Origin of the sequence: Undibacterium sp. YM2, assembly GCF_009937975.1 — a bacterium.
GTDB lineage: Bacteria > Pseudomonadota > Gammaproteobacteria > Burkholderiales > Burkholderiaceae_D > Undibacterium.
In genome coordinates, this window is record NZ_AP018441.1 from 629344 (window position 1) to 651217 (window position 21874).

General features: G+C 49.7%; 19 protein-coding genes and 1 tRNA gene. 12 read left to right on the plus strand and 8 right to left on the minus strand.

What is annotated here, in order from left to right; translation table 11 throughout:
* The first annotated feature begins 177 nt into the window (after window positions 1-177).
* The 10 genes from UNDYM_RS02950 (at window position 178) to UNDYM_RS02995 (ending at window position 10483) form a co-directional block, all read left to right on the plus strand.
* On the plus strand, window positions 178-762 hold the full coding sequence (locus tag UNDYM_RS02950) for a DUF2889 domain-containing protein (protein ID WP_162039697.1): 585 nt from the start codon (window positions 178-180) through the stop codon (window positions 760-762).
* Between the two features lie 31 nt (window positions 763-793).
* Complete coding sequence (gene sucC / locus UNDYM_RS02955; RefSeq protein ID WP_255431543.1) at window positions 794-1978, plus strand: ADP-forming succinate--CoA ligase subunit beta; 1185 nt, start codon at window positions 794-796, stop codon at window positions 1976-1978.
* A gap of 18 nt (window positions 1979-1996) precedes the next feature.
* Window positions 1997-2878 (plus strand): succinate--CoA ligase subunit alpha, encoded by an 882-nt coding sequence (gene sucD / locus UNDYM_RS02960; RefSeq protein WP_110255493.1) that lies wholly within the window; start codon window positions 1997-1999, stop codon window positions 2876-2878.
* Between the two features lie 613 nt (window positions 2879-3491).
* A complete protein-coding gene (locus UNDYM_RS02965; RefSeq protein ID WP_232063681.1) occupies window positions 3492-4142 on the plus strand; it encodes a protein phosphatase 2C domain-containing protein in 651 nt (216 codons plus the stop codon).
* 29 nt (window positions 4143-4171) lie between these two features.
* Window positions 4172-4780: an FHA domain-containing protein gene (locus UNDYM_RS02970; RefSeq protein WP_162039699.1), complete on the plus strand. Its 609-nt coding sequence runs from the start codon at window positions 4172-4174 to the stop codon at window positions 4778-4780.
* 439 nt (window positions 4781-5219) lie between these two features.
* Window positions 5220-5684, plus strand: coding sequence for a prepilin-type N-terminal cleavage/methylation domain-containing protein (locus UNDYM_RS30405; protein WP_162039700.1), 465 nt, complete (start codon window positions 5220-5222; stop codon window positions 5682-5684).
* Window positions 5685-5792: 108 nt separating this feature from the next.
* Complete coding sequence (locus UNDYM_RS31010) at window positions 5793-6257, plus strand: prepilin-type N-terminal cleavage/methylation domain-containing protein (protein WP_162039701.1); 465 nt, start codon at window positions 5793-5795, stop codon at window positions 6255-6257.
* Window positions 6258-6653: 396 nt separating this feature from the next.
* Entirely contained in the window at window positions 6654-7118 is a 465-nt protein-coding gene (locus UNDYM_RS30425; protein ID WP_162039702.1) for a prepilin-type N-terminal cleavage/methylation domain-containing protein, read from the plus strand.
* 315 nt (window positions 7119-7433) lie between these two features.
* Window positions 7434-7883, plus strand: coding sequence for a prepilin-type N-terminal cleavage/methylation domain-containing protein (locus UNDYM_RS02990; protein ID WP_162039703.1), 450 nt, complete (start codon window positions 7434-7436; stop codon window positions 7881-7883).
* A 230-nt stretch (window positions 7884-8113) separates the two neighbouring features.
* Window positions 8114-10483 (plus strand): tetratricopeptide repeat protein, encoded by a 2370-nt coding sequence (locus tag UNDYM_RS02995; RefSeq protein ID WP_162039704.1) that lies wholly within the window; start codon window positions 8114-8116, stop codon window positions 10481-10483.
* Window positions 10484-10654: 171 nt separating this feature from the next.
* On the opposite strand, the gene UNDYM_RS31205 is transcribed toward UNDYM_RS02995, so the two are convergent.
* The 8 genes from UNDYM_RS31205 to UNDYM_RS03035 form a co-directional block, all read right to left on the minus strand.
* Window positions 10655-11116, minus strand: a complete 462-nt coding sequence (locus tag UNDYM_RS31205; protein WP_162039705.1) for a prepilin-type N-terminal cleavage/methylation domain-containing protein — start codon at window positions 11114-11116, stop codon at window positions 10655-10657.
* A gap of 498 nt (window positions 11117-11614) precedes the next feature.
* Window positions 11615-13360: a gamma-glutamyltransferase gene (gene ggt, locus UNDYM_RS03005; RefSeq protein WP_162039706.1), complete on the minus strand. Its 1746-nt coding sequence runs from the start codon at window positions 13358-13360 to the stop codon at window positions 11615-11617.
* 136 nt (window positions 13361-13496) lie between these two features.
* Window positions 13497-14084 (minus strand): 50S ribosomal protein L25/general stress protein Ctc, encoded by a 588-nt coding sequence (locus UNDYM_RS03010; RefSeq protein WP_162039707.1) that lies wholly within the window; start codon window positions 14082-14084, stop codon window positions 13497-13499.
* Window positions 14085-14199: 115 nt separating this feature from the next.
* Window positions 14200-15162: a ribose-phosphate pyrophosphokinase gene (locus tag UNDYM_RS03015; protein ID WP_162039708.1), complete on the minus strand. Its 963-nt coding sequence runs from the start codon at window positions 15160-15162 to the stop codon at window positions 14200-14202.
* 122 nt (window positions 15163-15284) lie between these two features.
* Window positions 15285-15361, minus strand: a tRNA-Gln gene (locus UNDYM_RS03020).
* A gap of 32 nt (window positions 15362-15393) precedes the next feature.
* Window positions 15394-16287, minus strand: coding sequence for a 4-(cytidine 5'-diphospho)-2-C-methyl-D-erythritol kinase (gene ispE / locus UNDYM_RS03025; protein ID WP_162039709.1), 894 nt, complete (start codon window positions 16285-16287; stop codon window positions 15394-15396).
* The gene (lolB, locus tag UNDYM_RS03030; RefSeq protein ID WP_162039710.1) at window positions 16278-16901 is read right to left on the minus strand and encodes a lipoprotein insertase outer membrane protein LolB; all 624 of its coding nucleotides are present in this window, start codon (window positions 16899-16901) and stop codon (window positions 16278-16280) included. The genes ispE and lolB overlap by 10 nt, the downstream gene beginning before the upstream one ends.
* Before the next feature lie 122 nt (window positions 16902-17023).
* The gene (locus UNDYM_RS03035; protein WP_162039711.1) at window positions 17024-18844 is read right to left on the minus strand and encodes a lipopolysaccharide assembly protein LapB; all 1821 of its coding nucleotides are present in this window, start codon (window positions 18842-18844) and stop codon (window positions 17024-17026) included.
* A gap of 164 nt (window positions 18845-19008) precedes the next feature.
* Here UNDYM_RS03035 and mutM point away from each other — a divergent pair, with 164 nt between their 5' ends.
* Both mutM and UNDYM_RS03045 read left to right on the plus strand, forming a co-directional pair.
* Complete coding sequence (gene mutM, locus UNDYM_RS03040) at window positions 19009-19830, plus strand: bifunctional DNA-formamidopyrimidine glycosylase/DNA-(apurinic or apyrimidinic site) lyase (protein WP_162039712.1); 822 nt, start codon at window positions 19009-19011, stop codon at window positions 19828-19830.
* Window positions 19831-19932: 102 nt separating this feature from the next.
* The gene (locus UNDYM_RS03045; RefSeq protein ID WP_174244917.1) at window positions 19933-21870 is read left to right on the plus strand and encodes a dynamin family protein; all 1938 of its coding nucleotides are present in this window, start codon (window positions 19933-19935) and stop codon (window positions 21868-21870) included.
* Window positions 21871-21874 lie beyond the last annotated feature (4 nt).

Here is a 21874-nt window from a genome sequence, read left to right on the forward strand (position 1 = left end):
CATACTCAGAAAACTGCTTAAATTGTAGTCATATGATGAGTTCCCGGCTGGTCTGTGCTAAACTCTGCTGGTTTTTTTGCAGGGCCGCAGGAGCGGCTGTTATCGTAGAAGCTGCGGTAACGACACGCAATTGTGGCTATTTATTCAGTAATTCCGGTTTAGCCGCCAGCAGGCATGATGCCCTTATCTTCGTCAATCAACAGACGCGCCCTGAAGCATACGCGTACTATCCAGATCGAAGCGTTCGCGCGCGATGATGGATTGTGGGATCTTGACGCCCGTATCACTGACTATAAGCCTCGCGATATCACCCTCGCATCCGGCGTGCGCCCGAATGGCAGCGCGCTGCATGACCTCAGCCTGCGCATTACCATTGATTTGCAATTGACCATCGTTGATGTGGAAGCGTCTTCGGATGCCGTACCTTATCCGGGTTATTGCGAAGTCATTACTCCAGATTATAAAAAACTCATCGGTTTGAATTTGTTAAGACAGTTCCGCCAGGGCGTGAAAGAGCGCATGGCTGGTGTGCATGGCTGCACCCATCTGACGGAAATGGCGCAAATTCTGCCTACGGCTGCTGTCCAGGCTTTTGCCGGGGACGTGATCGATACGCGCGATGGTGCGACTGATCACGGCCAGCAGGCGCAACAACCTTTTCAACTTGATCGCTGTCACGCCCTTCGTACTGACGGGCCGGCGGTTGTTCAATATTACCCGCGTTGGGCAAAAGCATCACCTGACGTGAAATCACCCAGCTAGTTTGTTTGTTTAATTATTTATACCTCAGTGTCTGAAGGGAAGTCGTATGAAAATTCATGAGTATCAGGGTAAAGAAATCCTCCGCAAATTCGGAGTGACAGTACCACGCGGTATTCCATGCCTGTCTGTTGACGAAGCTGTCAAAGCGGCTGAAACGCTGGGCGGACCAGTCTGGGTTGTCAAAGCACAGATACACGCCGGTGGCCGTGGCAAGGGTGGTGGCGTGAAAGTCGCTAAATCCCTGGAACAAGTGCGTGAATACGCTGACGCGATTCTGGGCATGCAACTGGTCACGCATCAGACCAGTGCTGAAGGTCAAAAGGTTCGTCGCCTGTTGATCGAAGAAGGCGCAGATATCAAAAAAGAACTGTATGTCAGTATGGTCACTGACCGTATCAGCCAGCGCGTGGTCTTGATGGCCTCCAGCGAAGGCGGTATGGATATTGAAGAAGTTGCAGAAAAACATCCAGAACTGATCCACAACCTGGCAATCGACCCGACCAATGGTCTGCAAGATGCTGAAGCTGACGACATTTCCCGTAAAATCGGTGTGCCTGAAGGCTCTATCGCTGATGCGCGCGTACAGTTGCAAGGTTTGTACAAGGCCTTCATGGAAACTGACTGTTCCCTGGCTGAGATCAATCCTTTGATCCTGACTGGCTCCGGCAAAGTCATCGCACTGGACGCGAAATTCAATTTCGACTCCAACTCTTTGTTCCGCCAACCAGAAATCGTTGCTTACCGCGATCTGGATGAAGAAGATCCAGCGGAAATCGAAGCCTCCAAATTTGACCTGGCTTACATCTCTCTCGACGGCAATATCGGCTGCCTGGTGAACGGTGCCGGTCTGGCGATGGCAACGATGGATACCATCAAACTGTTTGGCGGTGAACCAGCCAACTTCCTCGACGTAGGTGGTGGCGCGACAGCAGAAAAAGTCACTGAAGCCTTCAAGATCATGTTGAAAAACCCAGGCCTGAAAGCCATCCTGGTCAACATTTTCGGCGGCATCATGCGTTGTGACGTGATTGCTGAAGGCGTGATCACTGCATCCAAAGCTGTGTCCCTGAAAGTGCCACTGGTTGTGCGCATGAAGGGTACTAACGAAGATATCGGCAAGAAGATGCTGGCTGACTCTGGCCTGCCTATCATCTCGGCAGACACGATGGAAGAAGCAGCACAGAAGGTTGTTGCAGCTGCTGCAGCTCAAGCTTAATAATCGCAAGGAACAGATATGTCCATCCTGATCAATAAAGACACTAAAGTCATCACCCAAGGTATCACTGGCAAAACTGGCCAGTTCCATACTCGCATGTGCCGCGATTACGCAAACGGTAAAAACTGTTTCGTTGCAGGCGTGAACCCGAAAAAAGCTGGCGAAGATTTCGAAGGCATCCCGATTTTTGCTAACGTATCTGAAGCGAAAGCAGCTACTGGCGCGACCGTTTCCGTGATCTATGTTCCACCAGCAGGCGCAGCCGCTGCCATCTGGGAAGCTGTTGAAGCTGACCTGGACCTGGCAATATGCATTACTGAAGGCATCCCTGTCCGTGACATGATGATGTTGAAAGACCGCATGGCTAAAGCCGGTAGCAAAACAAAATTGCTCGGCCCTAACTGCCCAGGTCTGATCACTCCAGACGAAATCAAGATTGGTATCATGCCAGGCCATATCCACCGTAAAGGTCGTATCGGCGTGGTTTCCCGCTCTGGTACTCTGACTTATGAAGCCGTGGGTCAATTGACGGCATTGGGTCTGGGCCAGTCTTCTGCTGTTGGTATTGGTGGTGATCCTATCAATGGTCTGAAACACATCGACATCATGAAGATGTTCAATGATGATCCAGATACAGATGCTGTCATCATGATCGGTGAAATCGGTGGTCCTGACGAAGCAAATGCTTCTTACTGGGTACGCGACAACATGAAGAAGCCGGTTGTTGGCTTCATCGCCGGTGTGACTGCGCCTCCGGGCAAACGCATGGGCCATGCTGGCGCGCTGATCTCTGGCGGTGCTGATACTGCACAAGCCAAGCTCGACATCATGGAAGAATGCGGCATCAAAGCCACTAAAAACCCGTCAGAAATGGCGCGTTTGTTGAAAGCCATGCTGTAAGCTGGCAGCGGTAAATAAGCTTTAGATGAAAAAGAGTCGCAAATTTTGCGACTCTTTTTTATTTATGGCGGCCTTTGTTATGGATATCCGTGCAAATAGATTTCCTTAATGTTAAGCTTCAATATCTGCGGCAGATCACTATTAAATTGAGTATGTCTTGTTTAGCTGATTATCTGGCGTCATGTCGATAATGAGCGAGTGGCAAGCAAAAGAATAATTCTGCACATTGTAAGCAGAGGATATACGCAAGGTTTCAGGCGGCATTCTGCCATCGACGGTACTTGATGGTATCTGATTGTATTAATTGTATTTAAGCCGCTGCATCCAGGTGCCTGGGTTTGCTGAACAGGTTTGTAAGACCAGGAGAATGTTTGCGCATGTCCTGATTAAAATAATTCTAAAATATTATCTGTTTCGTATAAATTTTTTCACCTCAGGATGTATCCCGACATTTATTGATGCCATACCAGCGTGTACTAGAATTTGCAGCCCTGTCTGATACGGGCTTGGTCAGGTCGCATAACGAAGATGCTATCGTCGTTTGTGCAGATTATGGCTGCGCAGTCCTGGCCGATGGCATGGGGGATATAACGCGGGCGAAGTCGCCAGCGCCATGACCGCCCAAATCATCGCTGAATATTTATGTAGCAAGATGGATGCCATCTGGTTCCCGTCCATGGGGCCAAGGCCGCTGGCGATGGCACGCTGGATGAATGAGTCCATCGAGCTGGCCAACCGTAATGTATTGTATACAGCACTGACCAATCCAGAATGTGCAGGCATGGGTACTACCGTGGTGGTGGCATGCTGTTTGCAAGACAAGCTTTTGCTGGCCCACGTCGGTGATTCGCGCGCCTATCGTTATCGCGCAGGCGAGCTGACACGCCTGACCCAGGATCATTCGGTATTGCAGGAACAGATCAATGCAGGCCTGGTGACTGAAGAAGAGGCGCGTTATTCTTCTATTAAGAATTTGATCACCAGGGCAGTGGGTACTCTGGAAGAAGTGCATACGGAGTTGCATACACACCATACTGAAGATGAAGATTTGTATCTGATGTGTTCGGATGGATTGACCGATATGCTCGGGCATGATGAAATCCAATCCTTGATCAGGCAGCACGCGTCTGAGCTTCAGCCTTGTGCCGAAGCGCTGATTGATGCTGCCAAGGACAGGGGAGGGCTGGATAATATTTCTGTAGTCCTGTTCAGGCTGGTCGGTGAAGAAAACAAGTCCTGGTTAAAAAGAACATTTACCCGGTAGGTCGGGGATTATGAATTGATGAGAGATTTATGGCGAAAATTATCGTCACCTTTAATGGTTTGGTTCAGCAAGAAATCACTATCAGCAAATCACGCCTCACAGTAGGCCGACGCCCCAGTAACGATATCGTCATTGATCACCTGACCGTCAGTGGTCAGCATGCGGCGATTGATACTTCTTCCAGCGGCTCTTTCGTACTTGACCTTGGCAGCACCAATGGCACCATGGTCAATGCCCAGCCAATCAAAAAACATTTATTGCAGCATGATGATGTTATTGATATAGGCAAATACAAATTGCGCTTCCAGGTAGAGGAGTCCGGCAAGCAGACTTTTCTGCCTGAACCAGGGCAGGTGCAAGCGGCCGCAGTTGAAAAACCAAGAGCAAAGATCAAGGTCATGAGTGGCGCTAATGCAGGCAAGGAGCTCAACCTCGTCAAGGCCGTTACTACCATAGGCAGCCCTGGCACCCAGGTCATTGCCATTACCCAGCAGGGAAGGGAATATGTCATAGCCCAGGTCGAAGGTAATGCTGCTGCGACCGTCAATACCCAGTCCATCAAGGACAAACCACACACCCTCAAGCATGCCGACATGATAGAGCTGGCAGGGACAAAAATGGCAGTGATTTTCTACTAGAGCTGATTGTATCCCTGCCTGAGCCGCCAGGGCAGGGACAGTCCAAACTTATTGGGTTTGCTGGTAATACTTCCCTCGCTTCATTTGATGGCCAGGTGACCTGGCTGTCCATAATCCCCCCATCTGCTGGCAGGTGTAGCCTATATGTAAGGCAGTCACCAGGTAAAAATTTTTTCATATCTCCATCAAGTATTGAAACAATTTCTTACATGACTGACAGACTTGTCAGTCGTCTTTGTGATCTGACACAAACATTGACAAATATTTGCATAGATTAAATCGCAATTATTGACGCATTTCGTCACTAGTTAATCAATGACTTATGGAATCGCTGATTTCCGCATAAGAAAATGCGGAGTTGCGCAGTAAACAAAAACTGGCACGGTGATTGCTACATGTGAAGCGTAGTTCCTGATTTCAACTTTTCCTGGAGTTCATAATGAAAGCTATCCCTAAACAGCTGCAACGCGGCTTTACACTGATCGAATTGATGATTGTTGTGGCAATTATCGGTATCCTGGCAGCAATCGCTATTCCTCAGTATTCTGATTACACATCCCGTACTCGTGCAGCAGGCGCGGTTTCAGAACTGGATAGTCTGAAATCTGCAATGGCAATTTGCTACCAAAATGAAGGTGCATGGACTAACTGTGCAACTACAGGTTCCAATGGTATTCCATCTTTCCCAGTAACAACTAAATTCCTGCCAGTAATCCCAACTGCAGCAGGCGCTGGTATCATCACTGCAACACAAACTGGTGCAACAACAACTGCCGGTGTTCCTTTGACACTGACATTGACTCCAACAATCTCTTCTGGTCAAGCAAACATGATCTGGACAGCGTCCGGCACAATCTGCGACCCTATCCGTGGTTTGAAAGCTGGCCAAGGCGGCTGCCCATAATAGCTGGTTTGATTGTCAAAAAAGCCCACTATTCTATTGTGGGCTTTTTTATTTTTCACTCCTGATCAATTTTTCAACTAAAGATCCAATCTTACAATGAGGCAGCAAATGAAAACAAATATACAAGCAGTACAACGTGGCTTTACGTTGATTGAATTGATGATTGTTGTGGCAATTATCGGTATCCTGGCAGCGATCGCTATCCCTCAATATTCTGATTACACATCCCGTACTCGTGCAGCTGGCGCGGTTTCAGAGCTGGATAGTCTGAAATCTGCAATGGCAATTTGCTACCAAAATGAAGGTGCATGGACTAACTGTGCAACTACAGGTTCTAACGGCATTCCATCTTTCCCAGTTACAACTAAATTCCTGCCAGTAATCCCAACTGCAGCTGGTCTGGGTATCATCACAGCAACACAAACTGGTGCAACAACAACTGCTGGTGTTCCTTTGACACTGACATTGACACCATCAATCTCTTCTGGCCAGGCGAACATGATCTGGACAGCATCCGGTACAGTCTGCGACCCTATCCGTGGTCTGAAAGCTGGTCAAGGCGGCTGCCCATAATAGCTGGTTTGATTGTCAAAAAGCCCACTTTATTGTGGGCTTTTTTATTTTTCCGAAGAGAGCCCGCGTTATCGCGGGTTTTTTATTTTTAGTGTTTAAAAAATATACTAAAAGTGTCATGCCAAAGGTATAATTGCTACGGTGAAATGATGTCTATTTAATGAGTAATTGACGAAATTTCTACCAAGCGGAAGATAAGACCCTCAAGCTTATTATTTACGATTAAATAAAGATAATTAATTTTTTCATCTATTGCTTTAGAGTGAATTTAATAGGCCTCTCTTGTAAAGCTTGTGACTGACGAGTGTTTAAACATAAATTGTTATCATGCAATATTGAAATATTTATTTTTAATTAATTTTTAATTTAAAATCCAATCTTAAAATGGAACAGCAAATGAAATCAAATATACAAGCAGTACAACGTGGCTTTACGTTGATTGAATTGATGATTGTTGTAGCAATTATCGGTATCCTGGCAGCGATCGCTATCCCTCAGTATTCTGATTACACATCCCGTACTCGTGCAGCTGGCGCGGTTTCGGAACTGGATAGTCTGAAATCTGCAATGGCAATTTGCTACCAAAATGAAGGTGCTTGGACTAACTGTGCAACTCCTGGTTCAAACGGTATCCCATCTTTCCCAGTTACAACTAAATTCCTGCCAGTAGTTCCAACTGCAGCAGGCGCTGGTATCATCACTGCAACACAAACTGGTGCAACAACAACTGCTGGCGTACCTTTGGATTTGACATTGACTCCAACGATCTCTTCTGGTCAAGCGAACATGATCTGGACAGCGTCCGGCACAATCTGCGACCCTATCCGTGGTTTGAAAGCTGGTCAAGGCGGCTGCCCATAATAGCTGGTTTGATTGTCAAGAAAGCCCACTTTGTTGTGGGCTTTTTTATTTTAGCGATCAAATATACATTCATAACAAGGTCGGGCAGGTTTTTGTAGAGCCTTAGGCCAACAAGCGTTGCCTGAGAAAGGCATGAATGAATTTCATGGGAGTGCAATTTTCACGATGTCTTTTTTTTTAATTAGACATGATCTGACCCCGGCTCATGAAAATAACCTGGATAATCAAGGAAAGTATCTCGTTTCTGTCGATGATGCTATGTTATCTTCAGTAACGATCAACCCTTATATGCGGTAATAATAAATGACCACACCTATGCAAACGATACAACGCGGTTTCACCTTGATAGAATTGATGATAGTCGTGGCAATTATCGGTATTCTGGCCGCCATCGCCATTCCTCAATATTCAGATTACACTTCCCGTACACGTGCGGCCGGGGCAATTGCCGAGTTGCAGAGCCTGAAGCATGCGATTTCGCTTTGCTATCAAATGGAAGGCGCATGGGCGACCTGTTCTACCATAGGTAGTAATGGCATCCCCACTTATCCCATCACCACCAAGTTTTTGCCAGTGGCCCCAACGGCAGCAGGCAATGGCGTTATCACTGCAACTCAAACTGGTGCGACTACGACCGGTGGTACACCTTTGGCTGTGACATTGACACCGACTATCTCCAGCGGTCAGGCAAACATGATCTGGACAGCAAGTGGCACAATCTGTGACCCCATACGCGGTTTGAAAGCCGGGCAGGGCGGCTGCTGACATCAATTTACCCGCAAGCTCAATCAACAGCTTGCGGGTTCGCATGTCTTTTCCATTTCTGTATATGACAGAAAATCCTCTCACCTTGCCTTACCGGTAAGAACCCTCCACATACAAAACACATCCTTGGACTTGCAAGGCAGTTCTGATTTATTGCTCAAACTCGCGCGCCACATTTACAATCAGGACTAATAGATGAACATGGCTGGCGCTTACTTGAGAAATGACAAATGCTGAATTGGATTAAGAGTAAATTTTCTTCAACTGCTGACAAGAGCACTAACTCTGTCCAGGCTCCTGAGCCTGCTAGCCTGGCAGCGCATCAGCAAGAGACCAGTGCTGAAAGTTTGAAGGTGGCTGGCGATGCGTTTTTTAAAAACAGAAACTTTGTTGAGGCCGTCAAAAGCTATCAACAGGCCCTGCTGATCCATCCACAAGATGCAGAATTAAACAATAAACTGGGTGATGCCTGGTATGAGCAACGCAATTGCGTACAGGCTGAAAAGTATTACCGGCAAGCGCTGGTAATCAAGCCAGATTTTTTGGATGCGGCCATCAATCTGGGTATCAGCCTGGATGAGTTGCATCGTTTTGAAGATGCTGAGCAAGTGTATAAACGGGTACTCCAGTTTCACCCTGAGTCGCACTATGTTTTTTTTAACCTGGGTGTGACTCTGACATCACTGGGGCGCCTGGATGAAGCCAAGTCCTGGTATCGTAAGGCTCTGGTACTCAGGCCTAATTTTGGCCATGCACATTTCAATCTCGCGACTATTTTGCAGCGCCAGTCTTTGCTGGACGAAGCGGAAGATCACTATAAGCAAACCATTAAAGCCGATTCCGGTAACTTTGCCGCATTTTGTAACCTGGGCATGATATGCAAGGAGCGCGGCAAATATGATGAAGCAGAAAGCTATTTTAATAGTGCCTTGAAGATCAATGAACTTCATGTAGAAACTCGCAATAATATCGGCTTGATTTTGCAGGAAAAAAATAAGCTGGAAGAAGCGGCGCAATGTTTTCAGGCTATCTTGAGAATACGCCCTGACTTTGCAGATGCGCATTGTAATCTTGGTGATGTCTATAAAAAGCAGACTCGCCTTGAGGATGCAGAAAAGTGTTATAAAACTGCAATATCCTTACAACCTGAGATTGCCCGCTTTCATTGCAATCTGGGCATCGTTTATCACGAAACAGCGCGTTACCTTGAGGCGACAGCGTCTTACCAACGCGCCCTCAGTCTGGATGCCAATTCCCTCAATTTGTTCAGCAATATGGGGAATACCTATTCTGACCGGGGCATGAGGGCAGAAGCCGAACAAAGTTATCGCAGAGCGCTGGAAATAGAGCCCGATCATGCCGAGACTTATGGCAACCTGCTGTTCCTGTTGAACTATGATCCTGTGCGAAGTGCAAGTGAGATATTTGCTGAGTATCAGGTTTATGAAGAAAAGTATGCGCGGCCCCACCAGAGCAAGTGGCGGGCATTTGCTAACGACAAGAACCCGCATCGCCGTATCAAAGTTGGTTATGTTTCGCCAGATTTTCGCCGGCATGCAGTGCAATACTTTCTCGAGCCTTTATTAGCACACCATGACAGGCAAGCTTTTGAGTTGTACGCCTACGCAGAATTGAAATATGAAGATGCAGTCACTGAGCGTTATAAAACTTATGTAGATCATTGGGTTCCGACGGCAGGTTTGTCTGATGACAAGCTGGCAGAGAGAATTCGGGCTGATGGCATCGATATTCTGATCGATCTTGCCGGCCATACTGGGAGTAACCGCTTGCAGGTATTTGCCCGCAAGCCAGCGCCGTTGCAGGTTTCGTGGCTGGGTTATGGTTATACCACTGGCCTTAGCGCGATTGATTATTTTCTGACCGATGATACTTGTGCCCCGCCCGGTGCTGAGGCTGTATTTTCAGAGCAGCCCTGGCGCCTGGAGACGCCCTCATTTGCGTATCGTCCTGCCGATGGAATGGGTGAGGTCAGCCCTCTGCCTGCCCTCAAAAATGGTTATGTAACCCTGGGTACCTTGACCAGGTCAGTCAGGATCAATCATCTCACCATACGGGTATGGGCGGCGATACTGGAAAAAATAGAAGGCGCAAAATTATTGATCAATAGCGGGAATTTTAAAAATGCCGATTTGCGCCGGGATCTTGAAGAAAAATTTGCCGCACTTGGCATAGACAAGTCCCGCCTGGAAATAGGTTACGATACCCCGCCCTGGAATACTCTGAGGAAGATCGATATAGGCCTGGACTGTTTCCCGCATAATTCCGGGACTACGCTATTTGAAACTTTGTATATGGGCGTGCCCTATGTGACGCTGGCCGGGCGGCCCAGCGTTGGCTTGCTGGGTAGTTCAATTCTGAAAGGTATAGCTCATCCAGAATGGATAGCGCAAACTGAACAGGAATATATAGATAAAGTCGTCGGACTTGCCAGTAACACCAGCACGCTTGCACAAGTGCGTGAGAGTTTGCGCGAGCAAATGACGCACAGCAAGCTGATGGATGAAGCGGGATTCTCAACGAAAGTAGATATCGCCTTGCGTAGCATGTGGACTACATGGTGCGAGGGAACGAAGGTATAAGCAAGGAGCGAGTGCGGGAGAAGGTTACACCTGATATCCAGGCCTATGTTTCAATCAAGCGCTACAATCAAGCGCAATACGTGATTTGATAGAAAGTGCGGGATATGCATTTCAGCATGGTTCCCGCCAGCCTGCTTAAGTGCAGCTTAAATTCAGCTCAAATGCAGGATATTAGCAGCCGCCCTGGCCTGGTTTCAAACCGCGAATTGGATCACAGACAGTTCCTGTGTTTGTCCATATCATATTACCTTGACCAGAGCTGATGGAAGGCGTCAATATAATACTCAGCGCAGTTCCAGTGCTGGTTGTCGCCCCTGTTGTTGATTGCGTAATCACACCTACATTCGAAATGGAGGGAGCCGCATTGGTCAAAAATTTCGATGTGATGACGATAGGGATGGAATTGCTTCCCATGACCGTGCAGTTTGTCCAGCTATTTTCATTCTGATAACATATGGATAATTCTTTTTTCAGGCTATTGAGTTCGGATATGGCACCTGATGCGCGGGTGCGGGAAACATAATCAGAATATTGTGGTATTGCAATGGCAGCCAGGATGCCGATAATGGCCACCACGATCATCAATTCTATAAGCGTAAAGCCTCGCTGAATTTTGTTTGAATATCTTTGCATTTCTTTCTCCCCATCAGCAAAAAGCAGTTTAGTTATGGCATAGACGCAAATTTTGTGCCAATCATCTGAAGGTACTCAGAATTGCCAGACGTATGCTAAAGCTGAACCGCTAAAGCCACAATTGCTCCCTGTAATGAATTGCCAGAAGCTTGCAATTGTTTGCCTTGTTGGCACGCTGGAAACGCACGAAAGCAAGTTTGCCCGGAACTCGTAACGCTTGCGGTCGGGGTGGATGGGGGAATACCCGGATTTGGAAAGATACCGTGCTATATCTGGCGCATATTAATCAAAACCGACTTTGAGGCAGGATATTATTGTCATTTTGGCTTTTTATATTAAAAAATGTTAAAACAACAAATATTAATGACAAAAAACGTCAATACAATACAAAAATTTGCACTTGTTTCGAAATTGTTACACTTTAGGTCAATAGTTTTTTGAAAACATCGCAAAAATTGATTTTTGCGATGAGGCAGGTTCATAAACGGTCAAGCTGACTTAAAACCCCAGCGCAGCACCATCCGGATTGCGCGGGTCTGAATATCCGGCAAAGCCTTGTGGGACTATCTGTATGGTCTGGGTCTTGCCCAGAGTGGCAGCAGGGCGCAATACCTGGCCTTTTTGCTCCAGCAGGCGCAGCGTGTCCATGCTGATGCCTTTTTCAAAGCGTAGCTGGTCTGGCATCCATTGCTGGTGTATGCGTGGCGAGATGGTAGCTTCGGCCACGTTCATGTCATGGTCAATGACATTCAATATGGTTTGCAGTGTCGTCGTGATAATGCGGCTGCCACCTGGGCTGCCGGTGACCAGGAAGGGTTTGCCATCCTTGAGTACTATCGTGGGCGACATCGAACTTAAAGGACGCTTCCAGCCCTGTACGGCGTTGGCATCACCGCCCAGCAAGCCAAAGGCATTCGGTACGCCTGCCTTGACCGAGAAATCATCCATCTCATTATTCAGGACGATGCCTGTGCCAGTGGCAACGATGCCGCTGCCAAAGTTCAGGTTCAGGGTGTAAGTGGTGGCGACGATATTGCCGAATTTGTCGGCCACGCTGTAATGCGTGGTCTGGTCGCTCTCATAGGGCAGGGGCTTGCCGGGTTTGATTTCGGCAGAAGGCGTGGCGCGGTCTGGCTGTATTTTCTTGACCAGTTCATCCGCATAAGCGCGTGAAGTCAGGCCCTTGAGCGGCACCTTGTAATAATCAGGGTCACCCAAAAATTCTGAGCGGTCAGCATAGGCCAGTTTCATGACTTCGCTGAGCTGATGCAGGGTCTGTGCGCTGTTGGCACCTTGCTCTTTCAGGGGATAGTGTTCCAGCATGTTCAGCATCTGTATGATGTGTACACCGCCAGAACTGGGTGGCGGCATCGAAACCACCTCATAGCCACGATAACTACCACGCACGGGTATGCGCTCCACTGCCTTGTAATTCTTCAGGTCACTGGCCGAGATCAGGCCTTCATGCTGCTGCATTTCAGCGACGATTTTTTTGGCGACCGCACCTTCATAAAATGCGGACGGTCCTTGCTCGGCAATCAGGCGCAGCGATTGTGCCAGGTCTTTTTGCAGCAGGCGCTCACCAGCCAGCATGGGTTTGCCATCCTTGAAAAAGATCGCGCGGCTGGCTGGCCATTTGCCGAGCTGGTTTTTGCTGGAGTCGATGAGTTCAGCCAGATGCGGGCTGATTTCAAAGCCCTGTTCAGCCAGGCGTATTGCCGGGGCGATGACATCCTTCCATTTCATGCTGCCATATTTGCGCAAGGCCAGGTCCATGCCTGCCACCGTGCCGGGTATGCCGACTGCCAGATGGCTATACAGGGATTTGCCGGAGATGACATTGCCCTTGGCATCCAGGTACATGTCACGGCTGGCTTTTTCTGGTGCCAGTTCACGAAAATCCAGCGCGATATCCTTGCCTGATTTGCTGTCATGAATAATCATGAAGCCGCCACCACCAATATTACCCGCATTTGGCAACACCACAGCCAGCGCAAAACCGACTGCCACCGCAGCATCCACCGCATTGCCACCACGCTTTAGGATATCCAGACCAACCTGGCTTGCCAGCGTCTGTTCAGTCGCCACCATGCCAGACTTTGCATACACCGGGCTGATGATAGGGTAGCTGGTATCGTATTTGATGCCTGCAGCCAGTTGCGCCTGGCTGGCGGGGCTGACTACGGCGAAACACAGTGGGACGAGCAGACTCAGGCATAGCTTGCGGCAGGAAGGCGAGGGCATGCGTATAACTCCAGAAATCATTGATAGCAGAAATAGTAATACCAATTATCGTATTTCGCATAAACAAAGTTTCGCGCTAATCCAAATAAAAAAAGCCGCCCGAAGGCGGCTTTCAATTAATCTGCATAAATGCAAATTATTTTGCTTCAGCTTCTGCAGAAGTTGCGCCAGCTGGCACAACAGCGATAGCAACAGTAGCGTCACCACCGTGTACAACAGCTGTCACGCCTTTTGGCAATGCCAGTTGAGATACGTGGATGGATTGACCGGCTTCCAGTTTGGACAGGTCAACTTCAACGAATTCTGGCAGATCTGCTGGCAAGCAGGAAACGTCCAGTTCAACAGCAACGTGGCTGATCACTGCGGAAGACAGTTTCACAGCTGGGGATACGTCAGCGTTGACGAAGTGCAGAGGCACTTTAACGTGGATTTTTTGGTTAGGATCTACGCGTTGGAAATCAGCGTGCAAAACCAGTTGTTTGTAGGCGTGGACCTGGAAGTCGCGCAACAATACTTTTTCTGATTTGCCATCTACTTCCAGGTCCAGAATGGAAGAGTGGAATGCTTCTTTTTTCAATGCATGGTACAGCGCATTGTGATCCAGAGTGATGGATACTGGGGCTTCTGTACCACCGTAGATGATGCCAGGTGTTTGGCCAGCATTGCGCAGGCGGCGGCTCGCTCCGGTCCCCTGTTCTTTGCGTGCAAATGCGATTACTTTCATGGTGTTACTCCAAAAAATGCAAACCGTTTATGCGGTTTTGCGGTGTTGAACCCCCGCGACCAGGGGTCCAGAAAATAGCCCTGCCATCAAGGAGATGGCAGGGCCGGAAAATAGTTTAGTCCGTGAACAGGGAGATGACAGACTCGCCCTTGGTGATACGGCGGAAAGTCTCGGCCAGCAGGCTGTCGCAAGACAATTGACGTATCTTGGAGCAGGCACGGGCAGCTTCTGTCAGCGGGATAGTGTCTGTCACGACCAGTTCATCCAATGGCGATTGCGAAATACGTTGTATCGCAGGGCCGGACAAAACAGGGTGAGTACAGTAAGCCAATACTTTCTTGGCGCCACGCTCTTTCAATACTTCAGCAGCTTTGGTCAGTGTACCGGCAGTATCAACCATATCGTCCATGATGACGCAGTTACGGCCTTCAACTTCACCTATGATGTTCATGACTTCAGAGACATTCGCTTTAGGGCGGCGTTTGTCGATGATGGCCAGGTCACAACCCAGGCGTTTTGCCAGGGCGCGGGCACGTACCACGCCGCCCACGTCAGGAGACACTACCAGCAGGTCTTCGTAATTCTTGGCGACCAGGTCACCCAGCAAAATTGGTGAGGCGTAAATATTATCAACAGGGATATCAAAGAAACCCTGGATTTGATCAGCATGCAAGTCCATGATCAGCACGCGATCTACACCGGCTTCTTCCAGCATGTTGGCAACCACCTTGGCAGAGATCGCTACGCGCGCAGAGCGGGGGCGACGATCCTGACGGGCATAACCAAAATAAGGGATGGCAGCAGTGATACGACCGGCAGAAGCACGTTTCAGTGCATCGACCATCAACATGATTTCCATCAGGTTGTCGTTGGTGGGGGCACAAGTGGATTGCAGAACGAATACATCTTTACCGCGGACGTTTTCGTTGATCTCGACCATGACTTCGCCGTCAGAGAATTTGGAAACGTCTGCCTTGCCTAGGGGGATGCCGAGTTGTTTGGCAACACCGGCAGCCAGTGCAGGATTGGCGTTGCCAGTGAAAACCATCATGTTGTCATTTGCGCGCGCATTTGCCATGGCTGGGACCTATCGGCTGAGATTTTGTGGGTCTGGCTTATTTTGCATGGGTTTTATACAAAAATGGCCGCTGATAAAACTGAAAAAGCCGCCGCACAATCTATGCGGCGGCTTTAATTTAATGGCAGGGGAAGAAGGATTCGAACCTTCGCATGCCGGAATCAAAATCCGGTGCCTTAACCAGCTTGGCGACTCCCCTACACAACCGTTTGCCTGTTTCCAAGTTCGCCGCTATTTTAGCGTTAAACCGGCTTCAAGCCAAATATTTTTCGATCCCAATTTCTGCGCCATCGGGTGGCTACTCAGTGCTTTTGCTTTCCATGATGTCCAGCGATCTGGCACTTGCTTTAACACTGTGTCTGCTGCCGTCTCGTCGGCAAAGGCACAAAAAACACAAGCTCCTGATCCTGTCATCTTTGCATCGCCGTATTGTGAGAGCCATTGTATGGCTGCATCAACTTGCGGAAACAATGCGCAGGCAACTGTTTGCAGATCGTTTTTCCAATTATGTTTTGCATCACTGGAAAAGTCCGCTATTCTGACGGGATTTGTGTCCCTTGTCAACTCCTTTGCCGAAAAAATTGCAGGCGTGGGGACTTGTACGCCCGGTTCCAGCACCACAAACCAGACGTCCGGTGTGTGCAAAACCTGCAATTCTTCCCCGACTCCCTCTGCGAAGGCATTTGTCCCGAACAGAAAGAAGGGTACATCTGCACCCAGTTGCAGGGCCAGTTTCATCAACTCATCGCGCTGTACGCCGGTTTGCCATAAATGATTGAGTGCCAGCAGGGTAGTGGCTGCGTCGGATGAGCCGCCACCCAGGCCTCCACCCATGGGCAGGTTTTTGCGCAAAGTCAGGTTCGCCCCCAATTTGCTGCCGGTATGGCTTTGCAATAATCTTGCTGCACGGACGATCAGGTCACTGTCCGCAGGCACGCCCTCTATCTCATTGGTTCTGCATATCTGGCCATCGGCGCGCACTTCGATATCCAGGTAATCGCAACGGTCTATCAGCTGGAAGGCGGTTTGCAGCAAATGATAGCCATCTGCCCGGCGGCCTGTCACATGTAAAAACAGATTGAGCTTGGCGGGGGCAGGGCAATTGTCCAGTCGCATTATTTCCATTCATTCACCACAATGCGGATAGAAACATCGCCGGCCTGCTCGGTATATCTTTGCAAGTCTATGCGTTTTGGGAAGCTCGGTTGTTCATGCCAACTGACATAGCGCAGTTTCCAGCCCTGGGTATTGACGGTCTGGTCTTCTGCTTTCACCGCGACCAATTGCTTGCCGTCGATGGCGACAAAGCCTTGCAGCCAGTCGCGCAAACCTGCGACTGGCAAAGACCAGCCCAGGGTATCTTGCAATAACTGATCAAGGTCGCTGGCAGTGCGCGGGGCCTTGCCGTTTAGCTCCAGTGTTGCCCCCTGCGCATTCTGCGTGATGCGCGCCATGATCTGGTCGAGTTGTGACAGCAGGGTGATACGTATGCCTTGCGCATCCTGTTCCCATTCAAAGCCACCGGGCAGACTTTGCGGCTTGTCGGCCTGCTGGTACTGGATGGATATCTTGCCGCTGATTTGTATTTGCTGCTGATATTGCCGGGTGCTGGCAGTCGCGGTGCTGACTGCAGTTGCCGCAGGTGCTTGCGTCTGGCTGTTCAGGCTGGCACAGCCAGTGCTGAGCAAAGTGCAAAAAAGTGCTGAAGCGAGCAGGCTAAATCGGGTATTTGATGGCATGTTTGCTGTGTTGGTTGTGCGTATGTTCGGGTACAAATGACAAGGCGGACATTGTCTGTCCGCCGCTGTGCTGCCATATCAGAACTCAGATGCATATATCATGAGTTCCCATAGTTTTCATATCAAGGTTTGACTTTCAATCTTTCCAGCGTCGATTTCAGGGTCTGGTTTTCCGGGTCTTTTTTCAGGGCATCACGCCAGATTTTTTTTGCATCATCTTTCTGCCCCATGGTCCACAAGACTTCACCCAGATGCACACCTATCTCGGCATCAGGGCGCATCTGATAGGCGCGGCGCAGGGCTTGTTCTGCTTCGTCATACTTGGCCAGCCTGAACTTGACCCAGCCCAGGCTATCGAGGATGAAAGGATCATCCGGTGCCAGTTGGTTGGCTTTTTCTATCAGAGTATTGGCTTCGTCCAGTTGCACATTGCGGTCAGCAAATGAATAACCGAGGGCGTTATAGGCGTGCTGGCTGGTTGGCGCCAGTTCTATGACTTTGCGCAGTGACGCTTCCATGCTGCTGATGTCTTTTTGTGACTCGGCCAGCATGGCAAAGTCATACAGCAGGTCAGGATTATTCGGCGTCTGTTTAATGCCTTGTTCCAGCACGGCCCTGGCCTGATCCGGCAGGTTTGCGTCACGCAATAGCTGCGCTTCGGTCTGTATCAGCTGGATTTGCTCGGTTTCATTACTGGTCTTGATTTGCTGTATGAAAGCGCGCGCTTCCAGCAGCCTGCCTTCCTTGGCCAGCAAGAAGCCACGGCGTATCTGTACATTGAACCAGGCAGGATTGCGGCCATCATAAGAATCCACCTTCGCCAGCCAGTCTTGTGCGGCTTTGTAATCCTTGCGTTCAGCTGCTATGCGCGAGAGATTGACCAGGGCTGTGGTCGGGTCGCGCTCTTCGCCGGTCTTACCTTCGAGTGACTGCAGATAACGCAGGAAATAAGCCTCGGCTTTTTGCGGCTGGTTACGCTCCATCGCCAGCACACCCAGGGTATAGATGGCACTGACATCTTCAGGTTTGTCACGGGCGATGATTTCAAATTCGTGGTTGGCCTGATCCAGTTGTTTCAGGTCTATCAGTATGCTGGCATAGGCCAGGCGCACGTCGCGGGCACTGGGGTTTTTTACCAGGAAGGCCGATAAGGCCTTGGCAGCATCCTCTTGTGAAGATGCCTGGGCAACGGTGAGCACCGCCAGTTGAGAATCTGGCCTGGCTTTCAGTACTTGTTGTGCCTCACTGACGGCGAGCTTGTTGTCACCCTTGACATAGGCACCCTGGGCCAGTGCCATGTGGGCATCAGGACTGTCTTTATATGGTTGCAGCAGGGCGGTCAGGGTATTGTATGCACCATTCTTGTCACGGGCACGCGACAACAGCCGCTGCGCCTGCAACATCATCACGCCCAGTTGTTTGGGGTCAGATGACTTCAGTTTTTCCGTATAAACCGACTGGATTTCAGCCAGATTGTTATTCATCACCATGAAGCCCAGGTAATACTGGGTAGCTTCATTTGAGTTCGGTGCCAGTTCGCGCCACAGGCGCACAGCCTGCAGCGCTTCGCCTGATTGTTTTGCGGCCAGCGCGATTTCGGCCGCCCGTTTGGCTATGCGCGGATCGCGGGTTTGTTCTGCCACCGAGTACAGGATGACATAGGCGCTTTGCCAGCTACCACGCTGGAAGGCGATTTCTGCAGTGACGATCTTGTAGAATAATTCCTCGGTCAGCTTGACTTCAGGCAAGGGGTCTTCATAGACCGGTGCACTGGCTACGCCGTTCAGTGTCTTTTCTGCAGACAGGGCTGCCTGGGCAGCGTCGCTGACATGATGTGTGTCTTCGACAGCTACGCCACCTGGTTTGCCTACGCTTGCACATCCGCTGATCAGTGCGGCGCTTAATACCAGCGCTGCAGGTCGCCACAGTGAAGTGGCAGACATGGATGATATTGCGGATACAATAGGGGTAAAAATGAGAGTAGGCAGTGTTTTCAAAACGAATCCGGATTTGACGTTGATAACTGATTTTACGCTGAAGCAGCAGAGCTGTGGGTTTCACTACATATATACACTGTGTCAGATTGTAATGGTAAAAGTTCCCGCCTATGCCAGAATTACCTGAAGTTGAAGTGACGCGCCGCGGTGTAGAGCCGCACTTGACTGGCAAGCTGGTCACCGACGTGATCATGCGCCGTGCCGGCTTGCGCTGGCCTTTTCCCACCAACTTGCCTGCTTTGCTGGCTGGCAGACGCATCCTGGAGACTGGTCGCAGGGGCAAATACCTGTTGTTGCAATTTGAGCATGGTACCTTGCTGATACATCTCGGCATGTCCGGTCATTTGCGCGTACTGGACAAAAACCTGCCACCGGCCAAGCATGATCATATTGATATCGTCGTGGGCGAATTCGCCCTGCGCATGACAGACCCACGCCGTTTTGGCGCGGTACTCTGGCATGACGCTGCTGATGGCGACCTGGAAGAGCATCTGCTGATACGCCAGTTGGGGGTAGAACCACTGGAAGCCGGATTTAATCCAGAATTATTATATAAATTAACAAGAAACCGTAGCGCCCCCATCAAGCAAGTCTTGCTGGCCGGGGATATCGTGGTCGGTGTTGGTAATATTTATGCATCAGAAAGCCTGTTCAGAGCTGGCATCAACCCTAAAACTCAGGCTGGACGCATCAGCCTTAAGCGCTATACTTTACTGGAAGCGGCCATACGTGCGACGCTGGCGGCAGCGATTGAGGCGGGTGGCAGCACCCTTAAAGATTTCATGGGCGTGGATGGGCAAAGCGGGTATTTTCAGCAATCTTATTTTGTGTATGACCGCACTGGCGAACCCTGCCGTGTTTGCGGCGAAGCCGTCAGACAGATAAAACAAGGACAACGCAGCAGCTTTTATTGTGCAAAATGTCAGAAATAAACCCACAAATCTGGCTGAAATGTAAGCAAAATTCGATTTACACGTATTTTTTTAACGCTTCCATATATACTTGGAATATCAAAAAAGTTAACTGAGGGGAACATGAGCAATCTGGTTCAGAAATTCCAGGAGTACAGCGACTGGCGCAAAGGAGTGGTCAAAGCGCTGGAGCAGTACCGGTCATGGATACATGGATCGGATATGGCCGATGCCGCCAGTGATCAACGCATTGCGCGTTTGATGGAACGTCTGGTTGATGACAAATTGTCTATCGCTTTCGTTGCGGAATTCTCACGCGGCAAGTCAGAACTGATCAATGCCATATTCTTTGCCGATTACGGTCAGCGCATATTGCCATCATCTGCCGGTCGCACCACCATGTGCCCGACCGAGCTTTTGTATGACGACACCATCCCGCCCTGCATACGCCTGTTGCCTATAGAAACCCGTGCCGAAGCGCAATCAACGAGTGAATACAAGGGCCAAAGCCATGTATGGACGGTCTTGCCGCTGAACATCAGCTCGGGCGACGGCATGCTGGAAGCCTTCAAGCAAGTCAGCCTGACCAAGAAGGTCAGCATAGACGTGGCCAAACAGTATGGCCTGTTCGATGAAAACGACCCCGATGCACCGCTGGAAGTCGATGACGATGGCCTGGTAGAGATTTCCCAATGGCGTCATGCCATTATCAACTTCCCTCATCCTTTGTTGAAGGAAGGCCTGATCATTGTCGATACGCCTGGCCTGAATGCGATTGGTACCGAGCCTGAACTGACACTGAACCTGATCCCGAATGCGCATGCAGTATTGTTCATCCTGGCTGCCGATACCGGCGTGACCAAGAGCGATATCGATGTCTGGCGCAATAATATTGGCAACGGCCCTGGCCGCATGGTCGTCCTGAACAAGATAGACAGCATGTGGGATGAGTTGCGCACACCTGAAGAAGTCGAAGCGCAGATCGTCCGCCAGGTCAGCACGGTTGCTCATACTCTGGGGCTGGAAGAAAAGCAGATTTTCCCTATCTCTGCACAAAAAGGCCTGGTTGCCAAAATCAATAAAGATGCGCCTTTGCTGGCCAGGAGCCGCCTGCCTACGCTGGAATATGCTTTGTCCAAGGAATTGATACCGGCCAAGCAAAACATCATCCGCGCCCAGATGACTTCAGAAATCAATGAAATCATCCATGCGCAACAGGCCGTTATTTCTGCCCGCAGCCGCAGCATGGTTGAGCAGATGATGGAATTGAAGAGCCTGCGCGGCAAGAATATGAACGTCATCGAACACATGATGAAGCGTATCGATGCCGAGAAAAAAGAATTCGACGCCAGCCTCTTGCGCATGCAGGGCACGCGCTCGGTGTTTACCCGTTTATCGACTGAGGTATATACCAGCCTGGGCATGGACATCCTGCGCGAAGAAATCCGCAAATCACGGGAAGCCATGGAGAAGAGCAAGTTCTCGGTTGGCCTGCGTGATTCGGTCAAGCAGTTCTTTTCTCAGGTTAAACTGAACCTGCAGACATCGAATAAAAAGACAGATGAAATTTCGGAAATGATGACGGTCATGTACCGCAAGTTTTCGACTGAACATGGCCTGGCTCTGTCGTCACCCATGTCTTTCTCTCTGGACAAATACATCAAGGAAGTTGAAGCGATTGAAGGCGTGTATCAAAAGCAGTTCAGTACCGCGACCTTGCTGACAACACCGCAAGTTGTGTTGATGCACAAATTCTTTGATTCTGTTGCCGCCCGCGTCAAGCAAAGTTTCCTGCAAGCCAACCGCGATGTCGAAGCCTGGCAAAAAGTTGTCATGGCGCCGCTGGAAGCACAGATACGTGAGCACAAAGGCCAGTTGAAAAACCGCATGCAATCGATACAGCGCATTCATGTGGCGACTGACAGCCTGGAAGACAAGATATCGTCATTCGAGAGCTTGCAGGCAGATATCGATGCGCAGAAAAAAGCGCTGACCGATCTCGAAGATACCCTGCGGGCCGCATTGACTGCAGAACTGACGGCGCTCAGGGTGGCTGCCTGAAATA